13 protein-coding genes and 1 pseudogene are annotated in these 13,974 nt (G+C 38.4%); 8 read left to right on the top strand and 6 right to left on the bottom strand.

All coding sequences use genetic code 11. The features are described from left to right. Nucleotides 1–2: 2 nt before the first annotated feature. The gene (locus ACP5SL_RS00325; RefSeq protein ID WP_428228002.1) at nt 3–1,562 is read left to right on the top strand and encodes a hydantoinase B/oxoprolinase family protein; all 1,560 of its coding nucleotides are present in this window, start codon (nt 3–5) and stop codon (nt 1,560–1,562) included. A 232-nt stretch (nt 1,563–1,794) separates the two neighbouring features. Here ACP5SL_RS00325 and pstB read toward each other — a convergent pair. Then, a pseudogene (gene pstB / locus ACP5SL_RS00320) lies at nt 1,795–1,899 on the bottom strand (phosphate ABC transporter ATP-binding protein); the annotation flags it as partial. Between the two features lie 109 nt (nt 1,900–2,008). Between pstB and ACP5SL_RS00315 the strand changes: the two are divergent. From ACP5SL_RS00315 to ACP5SL_RS00300, 4 genes are all read left to right on the top strand, one after another. Then, nucleotides 2,009–2,914: an ABC transporter ATP-binding protein gene (locus tag ACP5SL_RS00315; protein WP_014557361.1), complete on the top strand. Its 906-nt coding sequence runs from the start codon at nt 2,009–2,011 to the stop codon at nt 2,912–2,914. Nucleotides 2,915–2,916: 2 nt separating this feature from the next. After that, nucleotides 2,917–4,452 (top strand): ABC transporter permease subunit, encoded by a 1,536-nt coding sequence (locus ACP5SL_RS00310; protein ID WP_428228001.1) that lies wholly within the window; start codon nt 2,917–2,919, stop codon nt 4,450–4,452. A 70-nt stretch (nt 4,453–4,522) separates the two neighbouring features. Continuing rightward, complete coding sequence (locus ACP5SL_RS00305) at nt 4,523–5,983, top strand: hypothetical protein (RefSeq protein ID WP_428228000.1); 1,461 nt, start codon at nt 4,523–4,525, stop codon at nt 5,981–5,983. A gap of 21 nt (nt 5,984–6,004) precedes the next feature. Next, nucleotides 6,005–6,697 (top strand): hypothetical protein, encoded by a 693-nt coding sequence (locus ACP5SL_RS00300; protein WP_014557358.1) that lies wholly within the window; start codon nt 6,005–6,007, stop codon nt 6,695–6,697. On the opposite strand, the gene ACP5SL_RS00295 is transcribed toward ACP5SL_RS00300, so the two are convergent. From ACP5SL_RS00295 to ACP5SL_RS00275, 5 genes are all read right to left on the bottom strand, one after another. Then, entirely contained in the window at nt 6,698–7,654 is a 957-nt protein-coding gene (locus tag ACP5SL_RS00295; RefSeq protein WP_148683468.1) for a radical SAM protein, read from the bottom strand. A gap of 80 nt (nt 7,655–7,734) precedes the next feature. Continuing rightward, complete coding sequence (locus ACP5SL_RS00290) at nt 7,735–8,451, bottom strand: hypothetical protein (RefSeq protein WP_193803481.1); 717 nt, start codon at nt 8,449–8,451, stop codon at nt 7,735–7,737. Beyond that, nucleotides 8,451–9,737, bottom strand: a complete 1,287-nt coding sequence (locus ACP5SL_RS00285) for an ATP-binding cassette domain-containing protein (protein WP_428227999.1) — start codon at nt 9,735–9,737, stop codon at nt 8,451–8,453. The genes ACP5SL_RS00290 and ACP5SL_RS00285 overlap by 1 nt, the downstream gene beginning before the upstream one ends. Next, on the bottom strand, nt 9,734–10,471 hold the full coding sequence (locus ACP5SL_RS00280) for an ECF transporter S component (RefSeq protein ID WP_014557354.1): 738 nt from the start codon (nt 10,469–10,471) through the stop codon (nt 9,734–9,736). Before ACP5SL_RS00280 ends, ACP5SL_RS00285 begins: the two co-directional genes overlap by 4 nt. A gap of 27 nt (nt 10,472–10,498) precedes the next feature. Then, a complete protein-coding gene (locus ACP5SL_RS00275; protein ID WP_193803537.1) occupies nt 10,499–11,362 on the bottom strand; it encodes a 7-cyano-7-deazaguanine synthase in 864 nt (287 codons plus the stop codon). Between the two features lie 345 nt (nt 11,363–11,707). Here ACP5SL_RS00275 and ACP5SL_RS00270 point away from each other — a divergent pair, with 345 nt between their 5' ends. The 3 genes from ACP5SL_RS00270 to ACP5SL_RS00260 are packed head-to-tail and all read left to right on the top strand — an operon-like array spanning nt 11,708 to nt 13,947. Beyond that, the gene (locus tag ACP5SL_RS00270; protein WP_428227998.1) at nt 11,708–12,094 is read left to right on the top strand and encodes a hypothetical protein; all 387 of its coding nucleotides are present in this window, start codon (nt 11,708–11,710) and stop codon (nt 12,092–12,094) included. A gap of 16 nt (nt 12,095–12,110) precedes the next feature. After that, the gene (locus tag ACP5SL_RS00265; protein WP_148683467.1) at nt 12,111–12,452 is read left to right on the top strand and encodes a hypothetical protein; all 342 of its coding nucleotides are present in this window, start codon (nt 12,111–12,113) and stop codon (nt 12,450–12,452) included. A gap of 34 nt (nt 12,453–12,486) precedes the next feature. Beyond that, nucleotides 12,487–13,947, top strand: coding sequence for a B12-binding domain-containing radical SAM protein (locus ACP5SL_RS00260; protein WP_428228019.1), 1,461 nt, complete (start codon nt 12,487–12,489; stop codon nt 13,945–13,947). Nucleotides 13,948–13,974 lie beyond the last annotated feature (27 nt).

Genomic DNA, 13,974 nt, shown 5'->3' with positions numbered 1-13,974 from the left:
CTATGGTAGCCTGGGAGCTTATATATAAAACTACTTCGTATATTGCAGAAGAAATGGGCATTTCTCTTAAGAGATCGGCTTTTTCCCCTAACATAAGGGAGAGGATGGATCATAGCTGCGCTGTAGCGAATGAAGATGGGAAGATCGTTGCTCAGGCCGAGCATATTCCAGTTCACTTAGGTTCGTTTAGGGTTGGACTTGAAAAACTTCTATTTTTTATCCAACAGAATGGCATAGCGATTGAAGAAGGTGATATAATCGCAGTAAACGATCCTTATATTTCTGGGACCCACCTCAACGATATAATGCTACTCGCTCCTGTTTTTCATCACGGAAGGCTCATTGGTTATGTGGTAAATAAGGCTCATCACGTAGATATAGGCGGACCTGTCCCAGGAAGCATAAATCCTGATGCCAAGAGCATATATGAAGAAGGCCTAATAATACCTCCAATAAAGTTAGTGAAGAAGGGAAAGATTGATGGAGAAGCTTTAAGATTTATAGCGGAAAACGTTAGAACTCCTCAGAGTGTAATAGCGGATCTTCACGCACAAATTGCGGCAGATTTAGTTGGAACTGTAAGAGTAAAGGAGATGATCGAAAAATATGGAGTAGAAAACGTTCAGAATTCATGGGAAAAGTCTATTGAGTATTCAAGGATCCTTTCTCTAAAGCAAATAGATAGCTGGAAGAAGGGAGAGGCGAGCGCTGAGGATTGTGTTGAACTCGATGATAGAGATATTGCGATAAGAGCAAATGTTTCAATAAGCAGCAGAGGGGTTGATATAGATTTCTCAGGCTCCTCTAAGCAAGTTGCTGCACCTCTGAATGCCGTATTTGGAGTAACATTTGCTGCTTCAAGCTATTCAGTTAGAGCTCTCCTTGAAGAGGATGTCCCTACAAATGAGGGTTTTTACTCTATAGTAAATGTGAGGGCTGAAGAGGGAAGCGTACTCAACCCTAGAAAACCCGCTCCAGTTTCTGGGGGTAACTTGGAAACTAGCCAAAGGATTGTAGATACGGTTTTCAAAGCGCTTTCATATATTCTCCCTGAAAAGATTCCAGCAGCAGGCTCAGGAACTATGATGAATGTTATGCTTGGAGGATATATTGAAGGAGGGAGAAGTTGGGCCTATTATGAGACTATAGGTGGCGGTACGGGCGCAAGGCCGGGGAAGGACGGGGTAAGCGGAGTTCATGTTAACATGACAAATACTATGAATACGCCGATAGAGATAGCTGAAAGGAGCTACCCAATAATTTTTACTGAATATAGAATCAGAGAGGGAAGCGGAGGAAAGGGGAAATATAGAGGTGGAGACGGAATAATTAGGGCTTTTAGAGTTTTGGAGCCTGCTTATTTAGCGATAATAGGAGATAGGTTTAAGAGAGGACCATATGGACTATGGGGAGGAGGTTCAGGAAAGCCTGCAAGAGTTCAAGTAGTGAGAAAAAGCGGAAAGATAGAGGAGAAGGGGAGCAAATTTAAGGAGATGCTTGGAGAGGGAGATGAAGTAATTATTGAGACTCCTGGAGGAGGCGGGATGTTCTCTGAAAAATAATTTTGTGAAATTGAAATCGAATTTTATTATTTAAAAATAATGATGATTTTTTACCAAACTCTCCTCTTATGTATCTTTTTGTCAACTCGCTTTTAGGCTTGTCAAAGATCTGCTCTGTATGACCATATTTGGCTAACTCTTCCAAATATAAAAATGAAGTATATTCAGATAATCTCAGTGCTTGTATATACTGTGAGTTACAATGATTATAGCAAAATGATTCTGAGGTTTTTTAATCAGCTTTTTTATCAGCAGAAATAGTATCTAAAGAAGAAGTTGGTTCGTCCATGAGCAGAACTTCTGGCTCAACTACTAACGCTCTTGCTACGCATAACCTTTGCTTCTGCCATTGCTACTTTCTATAGTTTGATAATTTATTAATATTAATTAAAAATATTAAGAGAATTACGCAAAATAGACTCAGGACAATTTTCTGGTGTCGAATTTTGATAGAAATAAACAACATAAGCAAATATTTTGGAAATGTGAAAGCTATAGAGAACGTCTCTTTCAATGTAAGTAATGGAGAGATAGTAGGGTATGTCGGATTAAACGGTGCAGGAAAGACGACAACTATCAGGGTAGCCGTCGGCGTTCTCCCCCCTGATTCAGGAGACGTATCAATCGATGGGTTCTCAATTACGAGAGATAAGAGGAAGGCTTCTGAGAAGATCGGTTGGGTTCCAGAGTTGCCCATTTTCGAAACAGACTTTAAAGCTTTAGATTATTTCGTGTACTTGGCAGGTTACTATGGTCTATCTTCAAGTGAGGCAAAGAAAATGGGAAAGGAAATGCTGGAGAGATTTGGACTAGAAAATGCTCTTAACATGAAGCTTTCAGCTTTCTCTCAGGGAATGAAGAAGAGATTTGCACTTGCAGTCTCCATGATAAACGATCCTCCCAATTTCATTTTTGATGAGGTTCTAAATGGGCTTGACCCGCAAGGAATTGCTTTTTTTAGAGATATGGCGGTGGATTTCAAAAAGAGGAAGAAGGCAATATTATTTTCATCGCACATACTTGGAGAGGTTCAGAATATAGCTGACAGGGTAGTTTTCATACATAAAGGCAAGGTTATAGGATCCTACAAAGTTGATGAAATAATAAACACAGTTAAGCCATCAATTGTAATTAAGCTGGATAAAATTGATGACAATACTGTGAACTTACTTGAAAAATACGGAAAAGTATCAAAGCAAGGAGAGTACGTTGTCATTTCTTCTCCATCCGTGAGCTCAGGAGAGGTTGTAAAGGTTTTAGTAGAAAAGGGTCTCAACGTTCTCGAAATAAAGTATGAGGAGAGGAGCCTTGAGGACTTCTTCTTCTCGCTTTTGAAAAGCAGAGGTGAATAACAATGGGAGCTCTACTTTACGACTTCAAAAGGTCATTTCTCAGACCTGCAACACTTATAGCTTTGATCGTCTTTATACTTGCAGGAATAGGTCTATCCTATATGCTATCTGCAACTTTAAGCATGAGCTCAGGCACAGTTTCTTTTGACGGCTATGGCAGCCTTAATATCAACAGCAGTGTGCTTAACGTTCAGCTTTATGCTTACGATGCAGATCTGAATCCAGCTAGGGGAACAGTTAATGTAACGCTTTCTCTTGTAAACCTCACGCAACAGGCTAATTCGCCTAGAACTCCTTATTCCTCAATTCTGGTGAAGAGTGAGACTTTTCCAATAAGCGGCTACGGAAATTACAGTATTTCTCTCGGCACTCAAGATATTTCCATGCTGAATACATCCGGCTTGACTCCTGTGCTTGAAATAGACCTTTCGACAAACATAGGGTCTTTGATGTATTTATCTATATTTAACGAAAGAGGAGGAAATCTGTATTGGTGCACTTCATGTTTGACTTTTTCAGGAATAAACAATACGGAGAAAATCTACGGATCCGGAAGCGTTTACAGCAATGAGAATCTGAGCAAAGCTTTCCTAATTCTAGATCTACCTAGTGGAGGGTATTCGCTTTATTATGAGCTTGTGAACTCGACAATCTTATCTTCATTAAGCCAAATCAACTTAAGCAGTGCGAAATATATAGGAAATGTCTCTCCAGGCGCGAATATCTTTTCGCTGAGTGAAAATCTTTCGAACCAGTCACTTGCTCTTCTTGTAATGAAAGACCCTCAAGGGAATGAATATTATTCAACAATTCCTGTAGAGCAATACACGCCCGGTAGCGTGCAGAGGACTGTAACAAGCTTGGCCTTAGGGGCCTCAGGAATTTCGCTCTTTGCAGAGTTCTTTCCAATCATTGTGCTCTATATAGTATATGCGCTCATTGCAAAGCCTAGAGGAATGGGTGCATTAGAGTTCCTTTTAGCCAGACCTGTAACGAGGTGGGATATATACTACACGAGGTATGCGGCTGGAGTTCTAACAACTATTACCTCTACGGCGGTGTTCTTTACTTCCTTCGTCCTAGGGAGCATTGCTCTGATAGGATACACATTGAGAGCAGGCCAAATGGTTCTCCTATTTTTAGGAGTCACTGGCGCTCTAGTCGCCTTCTATAGCTTGTGCTATTTTATATCGACTGTCGCAAGCTCAGGAAGATACCTAGCGCTTTCAGTATTCCTGTATATATTCTTCACGATAATCCTCAGCATAATCGCCTCTGTAGTTGCCTTTGAATTATACGGAACAAGCGGCAATCTATTCGATATGTTGCAGAAGCTCAGGTACGAGCTAGACTACTTCAGCCCACTCGGTTTGACGGAATTCGCTTCGTATTTCGTGAGCAGATCTCTGAGCTTAGCCCCGAGCGTTGCTTCTTCAGTCATCAATCCAGCTCTTGTAATAGCTTCAGGAATTCTGTGGATAGCAGTTCCATTTGTTGCTGGTTGGTTCATTTTCAAAAAAGCGAACCTTTCAACATAAAAATTTTTTAAGTAGACAAGACAAAAATTTGATGATCGTAGAAATATTATGGAAGAAAATTGTGAAGAAAATGAATAAGTTTAAAACACTCGCGATCTTGATAGTTCCTCTAGTGGGATTAATAGCAATAGCAAGCGTATTTGTATATGATCCGATTCAAATCAATGTAAAACCAACGAATCCTTCAATTAAGTTCCAAGCTCCGCCTCCTTCCTATCCAATGAGCCTTCAGAGAACCTCTCGAAGTGCTATTTGTTACACAGATTTTGAGCAGATGCCTTCTGGATGGAGTAACATCGGAGGAAACTGGAGTATTTCTCCAAATGAGGGTTATAAGGGAAATGCTCTATATGGAAAGGATAATGGCGGAGGGATTGGTCATGCATCTCAATATTATTGGCAAACGAGCATAAGCAATTATAATTCGCTTTGGGTTTCCGTTAAAGTTAAGCTAGCAACAACTAATCCTGATGTTTATAAAGGGATAGCATTAATTGATAGCAATAAACCTCAACTTTACGAAATTTCAATATATAATGGTAAATTATACATATGGGGCTATTCAGATAAATGGGGATGGAATCAATTCAATTACTTTAGCATATCAAATTATAATGTAAATAATTGGTATATATTAGTTGTTAATTATGTATATGCATCATCTAGCATAAGCATATCTGCATACGTATATGATACATCTGGAGCTCTTGTTGCAAGTACATCAGCCACAATAAAAGGGCGTTATTTATTTCAACCTTCATATGTTGGGTTAGAAATTGATGATGTTACTAATAATTTAAGTGGTAGTGGTGTATATTTTGATGATTTCATAACATCTACTACTGATCCTAGATATGTAAACTTTCTTAACGTTCCTCAAGGTTATAAAATAGAAGTTTGGGATAATTTAGGAAATCTAATCAATTCAACTATTTCAACAGGAAATAATGTGCAGCTTTATATTTTGAGCGATATTGTAGTCGGAACGGGTTCTGGAGGTTCAATAATCATAGGAAGCAATGCTGGAAAATATACACTAAATTATACAGTTCCAAGCACAGATAGCATCTTGGGAGGAGATAATTATACATTGACAAGCGGGGTTCTTTCATTTTCATTTGGGGCAAATAAAACTTCTATTAATGTCAGTGCGGCTATTTCGGGAAATACATATAACATCACGGGATTTATTCTTCTTTCTATTATCAATACAGATAGCTCTTCATGTTATGTTATTCTTTTCCTCAATAATATGACCGGAAATATGGGAAGCCTTAATGCAAATATCGCACTTTACAACTCGACATATACTTCTTCCAATTATATTCAAATTTCCAATGGGGCAATTTTAAGCAACTCCACAGGATGGGTTTCTATTCCACCAAATGGATATGTTAATGCTACCTTTTCAGGCTTCTTTACTCAGAGCTCTCAGCAAGCTACGCTTTACTTACAATTAGAATACTGCACGATGCCTAATAATCAGGGGGCATGCGTTTTCTATCCCGTTCAAATAACCGTAAATTCTTAAAAAATCTAAAAGGCGAAGAGCTTGGCTTCGCTTAAAGAAATTTTAAATTCGTACTTAAATAAAATTCCTGGAATTAGAGAATACTGCGATAAGGTGCTGAAGAGTGATAGGTGGGGAGGAAGCGCGCTAATGATGGTCATTGATGCTTCCTTCACCTCTACAGGCTTAAACTACTTCAACTCAATTCTCCCGAGAGCACTGGAGTTCAAAGAAAAATTTGTCGATGCTGGGAAGATAAAAGGCTTGAGAGACCTAGCTGGCGCAGATATCGATAATCTTCGAGCAGTGTGGAAGAACGAGAGGTCCTGGAATGTCGCAAAGGAAATAGCATTTTATCTATCATCCATAAATAGGGAAGACAGAGAAGCTCTCAGACTTTGGGCAAAGAGTGCTGTATTGGAAAAGTGGAGGGAGGATCTAATAGGAAGAATGAAAGGAATGGGAATCGTCACCTTTCAATATTTAAGGATGATGGGAGGGGTAGATACTATCGTGCCAGATAGAGTTGTCAAAAGATTTCTAAATGAAACCCTGTATAAATCAGGAGAAATTGCTGAAATAAATACAAAAAGAGATATAGAATTTGTCAGGGAAGCTGAAAGAATCGCTATTTCTTACGGATATAGACCCATAGAATTGACGTGGACGGCTTGGCTCGCTCAATTTGGAGAAGATAAAATTAAAAAATATACTGAACTACTTTTACAGTTCTGATCATTTCTTTCTGTTTTCGAACCACCTAACTATAAATTTCGATCCCGCATATTCAACAGTTTTTATCATTCCTTCAGCTTCGAGCCTTGCTATAACTCCTTCCGGATCGTTTGTTATTCCACTAAGTGCATTTAATGCGTACTCAAGCTTTTGGGGATGCACCGAAGTTACAGAGAGGATCCAGTCCTCCGAACTACCGTGCGCAGAAGGAGGCGGAGGCTCAGGAAGGTTGAGAAGTTCCACTTTTTCTTCTCCTAAGATTCTCTTAAATATTTCATGTGCCTCAACGAGCTTATCTGGACTCGGAGATTTTACGAACTGCTCCGCAGGAGGTCTTACTGGAATTGATATATATGCTTTAGCCGGATTTATTGAATTTATAAATGAGGCAACCTCCTCAATGCTTTTAGTCTCCGAATTCACTCCATCAACAAGCATGGTTTCAGTTATTAGCTTCCCTCTATAGGTCTTAGAAAATTCCTTTATTCCATCCAAAATGCTAGATAAAGATAGCTTAGGGTGAGGTCTATTTATTCTCCTCCAAACATCTTCTCTAGTTGCATCAACCTTCACAGATGCGAGGTCAGATTCCGAGAGATCGCTTCTCGCTCCTTCAAGGTATAGAAGAGATGAATTGGTAATAACTGCAACTTTTGGAGAAACTCTTTTCTTGATCTCACTTATTTCAATCCCTATATTTTTATCCAACAGCGGCTCGCCGTCCGGGACAAACGTAATATAGTCGACTTTTCCATTCAGCTCATTCACAGTCCTTTCGACATCGTTTACAATCTCTTTCCAATTATAGAATTCTCTCCGTTCAATTGAAAAATTCTCCGTCCTTCCAAGCTGGCAGTATATACATGAATATGAGCAAGTTTTGTATGGTATGTTGTTCACTCCTAAGCTTAATCCTAGCCTTCTAGAAATTATTGGACCAAAAGTGTATTTTGGCATAGGCATTACCGATAATCTCAAATATAATTGTTGTGATGGAATTTTTATAATATTTATTGAACGTTCATTAAAACGAAACTTTAAAGATTGATATATTGAAAGATAAGCATCAAAGCGAAGTTGATTACGAAAAGAATGAAGAAAAATAAGGTAAATTTCTTACTCCCCCTCTTATAAATGAACCTTTTAATGTTCGATTCAAGCCTGTGTATATTTGCAATTGTGATCTGGTCAGACCTTTCAAGCTGTTCGGAAAATACAACGAAAACACTGCTACTCACGGGGCTTTTCTTCAATTCTTGCACCTTGAGTGAAATGACTGCGTCCTTGAGCTGATAAGGAATTAGTGACCAGAGAAGATAAGGGTATGCTATCTTTTTTGTAAAAAATCTAAGAATCGAGGATATGTCGCTTGGAGTTATAAGGCTAACGGTTAGCATAGCGATTAGAGAGTAGAACAGAGTTTTGTATAGTATTTCCGCGAACCAGGAAATTGATATTGTTCCGGAAAGAGCAAAAACTATCATTCCTGAAATTGCCATCCAAAAAGCGGGAATCGAAGAAATGATGATCATAGATGTAGGCTCCAAAAAACTTTTTGCAGAAAGGAGATAAATAAGGAAGATTTCAGCTATGAAGAAAAAACCAAGTATAGGTCTCTCGTAAAATGGTACTGCAATAGAAATTACAAAAAGAAGCTTTGAAAATATATGTGCCCTTCTGTGAGGAACGGAGGGGTTGATAAATATCGAATTAATTATTGTGTTCGCAAGGAAAGAGATGATCTCTCTAAGCATTAGTTCTCACTCAGCTTATTCACTTCAACAACTTCCGTAGCTACTTTTTCAACCTCTCTATCGTGAGATGAAATAATAAGAAGTCTGCCAGAATCTGAAAGCTTTTTAAATATATCTAAAACAGTGCTTTTATACTCCGGATCTAGACCTACAGTTGGTTCATCCATGAGAATTATCGGATAGTGGGAAAGAGATGCAGAAATCAACGAGATCAGCCTCCTCTCCCCACTACTCAGCTCCTTCATCTTTTTTGCAAAAATCTTAATTTTCAGAAGCCTTTCTTTTTCCTCTTTTTTTAAATTTCCTGCGAACAACTCTAGCTCCTCCTTTGGAGTTGGTTTGCTAAAGTATAGAAGCGGGTTGTCAGGAATAAATAAAGCACTGTGAGACATTTCTATTTTTCCCCTTTTTGGCCTAACAATTCCCGAAAGGAGCTTGAGAAATGTTGTTTTTCCAGAGCCATTAGGTCCTTTCAAGAGGATAATTCCCGGACCATCAAAGCTTAGGTTGATGTTTTTAAATATCGGAACTTTTGAAGGGTAATATTGATACTCAAGACCTTTTACCTTCACATAAGTCATTTTATTTAATCGATCAACTTCAATTCTTGAAAACTCCTCGACGTTTACTTCTTCCGCTTTTCTCGGGAGTTCTACTATCTTTTTAGGTATATTATCCCAAAAGGTAGCACCGTGTCCAGTGATTATAACCGTCTTTCCGGCTTTCAGAAGAGAGAAGACCACTTCTTTAAAACCCTCTCTGGATTCCTCATCTAAATACGTTGTGGGCTCATCGAAGAGGAGAACATGCGCATTTAAAAGAACCCTTGAGAGTATAGCAAGCTTTTGAGTTTCACCTGCACTTAAGGTGAATGTAGTCCTCTCGTAAAGCCTTTCAAGATTAAAAAGCCTCAGCCACCCTTCAACATCCGCATCATCATTCCTAAACATCAAGCTTAAGAGTACCTCATCTTCTACAGTATCTCCTATTACTCCATCAGAAGGTTCTTGAGGGACTAGACCAACGTTTCTGAGTAGCACCTCGCTAGGCGAATCTCTTGGGTCTATGCCGTTTATCCTAACATTCCCTTCGACCTTAGCCTTTATCAGTCTTGGAGTATTTCCTGCAAGAACGTTTAAAATTGATGTCTTTCCTGTTCCAGTTTTCCCTATTAAGAGAAGAAGCTCCCCCTCATTTAAAGAGAAATTGATATTTTTTACTATTTGCTCATCATTCTTATAAGAGATGCTCAAATTATCAACGAAAACTTTCTGAGATATGTTCATTTCTTATCCTTATCCTCGCTTTTGTCCTCCTCATCTTCAATATAACCTCCTTTCCTTAAAAAGCTATATACTGGAATCGCTACAGCCGCTCCCACTAATGCCTGACCGAAGTTAACCGGTACCTCAAACACAGCGGCGATGCTCGGCCTTCCAGTCAGAGGGTTACTAATGAAAAATTCATAAAGAAAATATCCTGTGACCATGATCATTCCAGCCAGAAGAAGAGAAGCATATCTTGCGCCTGCTTTTGTCCTTCTTTCAATTATGAAGGGAATTATCATAATAATAGCACCAACTAATACCCAAAATTCCCAGGGAATATTAAATGAAAATGAATAGCTTGAAAGCGAAAGGGTCAGGTTTCCACTGAAGAATTTTATTCCTATAGCAGAAATTGCAACAAAGTAAATTAAGCTCACCAGCCAGTTAGCGATACTGCTATTGCTTCTTCCCATTTTTTTGAACAGAAGAGAGGCAACATATCCTTCTGTAAATTTTATTAATAAGGTCGCTGGAGCAAATATTCCGTATCCTGTGGTCGCATCAGCAAGTGCTGAGCCGATCCCCCCTGCAAGTCCAGTAGTTAATGGATCGGAAATCAGCGCACATACGTAAATAGCAGCTTCTCCCAAATTGAAATATCCACCTGTAAAAGGTTGTGCAAATTGAACTACTACAGTAAAGACATAAACTAAAGCAGTAAATACAGCAAACCTCACGATGTTAACCTTCATGTTAAGCCCCGTATTTAATATACATGCTTATTCTTTATTATAATTTGTTGAAAATTCATAAAATTTTTTACATGATTTATGTATATATCCTTTTTCTACTTTTATGAATTCTTCCCGATTTCCCGGTGGCTCACCATATATCGTGCAGTCAGGGATATTCGCTTTTAAGAAGGCCTTGTGCCTGTTTATGCAGCTTTCGCACTTACCACAATGAAAGTCACCATCTCTATAGCAGCTCCAAGTTTCGTAGATAATGTTTTCAGCAATTTCATAGCATTTTCTTATATTCTCAGCTTTGCTCATGCCCTCTCTTATCGGGCTCCAGATCTCAAGCCTCCTATCTTTTGGAAAATGACATATCCTAAAAGAAGCCTGAAGACTTTCTATGCACTCAGAAGAGCAGTCGGGATATTTTGGACCACCGGCTTTTTCGCTAATTGAAGCGTCATCGGAATGAGCCCCATAAATTACGTATGCATTAAGTGATTCGTCTTCAGAAATGAGGGAATATGCGTAAGCAGAGGCTATAGAAAGCATTACTACATTCCTTATTGGAACGACGATGCTGGTCTCATACTCACTGCTGAGCTCCTTGCTCTTATCGATAAGCTGCGTCTTGTTCCAGAGATCCTTCATAAAGGAAATATCTAATATTTTATGCTCTATTCTTATACTCTCTCCAGCAAATTCCTTCAGTTTTTCATATAACTTTTTAGAGACTTCAACCTCTCTTGATGCTTTCTGCCCGTAGTTAAATGTGAGCAAATGAAGATCGCACCCTTCCTTGATCCATTTAAGCGTGTAGCAAAAGCTGTCAGGACCCCCGCTGAATATTGAAACTACTACGCATGGTTTTTTAATGATTGGCGATATTCCATCCAAATTTAACACCCTCAAAAATAAAGTATAAAAAATTTGTTTATAAAGAGTGATAAGCTTTTTCTAGTTTTCAAAGAATAAAACTCTCGATAAACGAGGAACATCTAATGCCCTTGTCTTTGTTTTTAACCAAACAAATTATAAAAAGCTTCAAAAAATTAATATCTTTATGCATAAAAAGCATTGATTACTAAACTTTCTAGAAATGATGAGCGACCTGAATATGAGCATTCATGCGATGATTTGCCGTGTGAGGTCTGATCTTTTCAAAAATAAGAAAAATATTTAAATCAGTAAAATAAGTATAAGTTTTTAAAGTTTGAAAAGTTTAATAAAAAACAAACAAGGAAATCTAAGATGACAAATCTAGGACTAATAAAATTGCTTCTGCTTACAGGACTTCCACTTTCCGCATGTGTTCTGTTCAGCATACTTTTCTACAACGGAAAGCCAATGAGTTTTAAAGAGCTTGTTGAAAAGAGCGGATATACTAAAGGACATGTATCCAACATTTTAAAGCTTTTGGAATCCTTCAATCTGGTGGAGAGGATTCCAGAAAGAAAGAAGGTCTATTTCGTAGCTAAGAAAGAAGGGATATATAATCATGTAGTTATGCATTTAAAAAGCCTTCAGGAGAATTTATCTTCTATAATTAACAACTTTGATGAAAAGGACAGAAAGAAGGCTCAAACTTTCCTTAGTGATTTAGATTTAATGCTTAGAAGGGTGAGCAAAAACGCCTAATGGAACATCTCTCAGAGTGAACGTTTTTACGAAAGATAACAGCATGCTAGATTTTTCTGGTACTTTTTCAGACATATACAGAGAGGCTCTAAATAAGGGAAAAAGCGTAGATTTTATAATCTTTACCCCTCTTTATGAGCCTAAAGCAGTTTTAACTGTGAAAAAATTCTTAGAAATGAACTTTTTCCTTGGAGTAAATATATATGTGAGGAAAGTAGACCCCAGCTTGGATGATGAGGCATTAGATGACATGGCGGATTTTACACTTGTAGATGAGCAATTTGAAAGCGCAATTTCTGCCCTAAAGAAAAAGGGAATACAATTTACAATTCTAAAAAGGGTGAATGAAAGTGAGTAATTTGGATATTGTTATTACCACTGATAGGACTATGATGTCTAATCATCATGGAAGGGAGTTTTTAGGCTTCGTTGCAACTGGTCCATCTATCGGGCTTCCAGAATTTTTATGGACCTGGATTTCTTCACCGAAGCCAAAAATAAAGGCTAACGGAGAGCCGAATGAAGCTCCGTATGGATTGAGAAAAGTGGAGGCAGTACTCTTAGATAAAGGATACAATGCATCAATTATAGATCCAAGCTATCTTAACAGATATGCTGATACTTCAAAGCTTCTTTTGGTTGGACATCATGACTTTTTTGCATATGGACCTCCAAGCAATGAATGGTGGCTTATAACAGGAAGGGAGCCTGTAAATAGAAAAAGCTTTAGAAGGCTTATGGAGAGTCCAGCTGTTAAAAAGATGAGAAGGAGAGGCGTGAAGATAATCGCAGGCGGACCAGCTGCGTGGCAGTGGCTTTATGAGGTAGAGCTTTGGAAAAAGTGGGGAGTCACATCTATTTTCGATGGAGAAGCTGAGAGGATTCTTCCAAATATAATAGAGAAAGCACTAAACAACGAGGAGCTACCATTTTATATTTATGTAGGTTCACATGACTCTCCAAGCATTGAGGAAATTCCTACGATAAAAAAAGCAAGCGTTAATGGGCTTATTGAAATTATGAGGGGTTGTCCAAGAGGATGCAAATTCTGCAGCGTAACGCTCAGACCTTTGAGATATATTCCTCTCGAAAAAATTGAAGAAGAAGTTCTAGTGAATGTTAGGAATGGTGTAACCAGAGGTTTAATACACAGCGAGGATATCCTTCTTTACGGCGCAGATGGAGTTAAGCCCAGACCTGATCCTGTTCTCAAGCTTCATGATACCGTGCTCAAGCACGTGAAAAGCCTTGCTTGGAGCCATGCAAGTTTAGCTGCAATAAAATATGCAGAAGAAGAGCATAAGCTCATAACGAAAGTTATGGAGAAGATCAGAGAAAAACAGGATTATATAGGGGTTGAAGTAGGTGTTGAAACTGGAGGATATGAACTTGCGAAGAAGATCATGCCTGCTAAGTCCGCTCCATACAAACCAGAAAAATGGCATGAAGTAGTAGAGGATGCTTTTAGAATTATGCATGAAAACAACATAATTCCTGCAGCAACGCTTATAATTGGGCTTCCTGAAGAAACGGAAAAGGATGTAATGGAGACAATTGAATTGATAGAAAAGCTCAGGCCATATAGAAGCCTTATAGTCCCAATGCTCTTCGTGCCTATGGGTAACTTAAAACATGGAGTAATGTTCAAGAGAGAGATGCTGAAAGACTCCCATATAGAGCTGATGTTCAAGATATTGGATCATTCCATATATTGGAGCGAGGAAATCATGAACCATTATTATCTGAAGTCAAGAGCGTATTATCCTTTAAAGTTCTTGCTTAGATTCTTTATTGGGTACGTAAAAAGAAAGACCGACAAAATAAGAAAGAATTTAATAATTGCCAGCACTTGAAGTTAACTGACCTACTCTCCTCAATTC

The sequence above is a fragment of the Fervidicoccus sp. genome, assembly GCF_049967375.1.
GTDB lineage: Archaea > Thermoproteota > Thermoprotei_A > Sulfolobales > Fervidicoccaceae > Fervidicoccus > Fervidicoccus fontis.
Note: the sequence above shows the minus strand (reverse complement) of the source record. Positions and strands in the feature narration are given on the sequence as shown.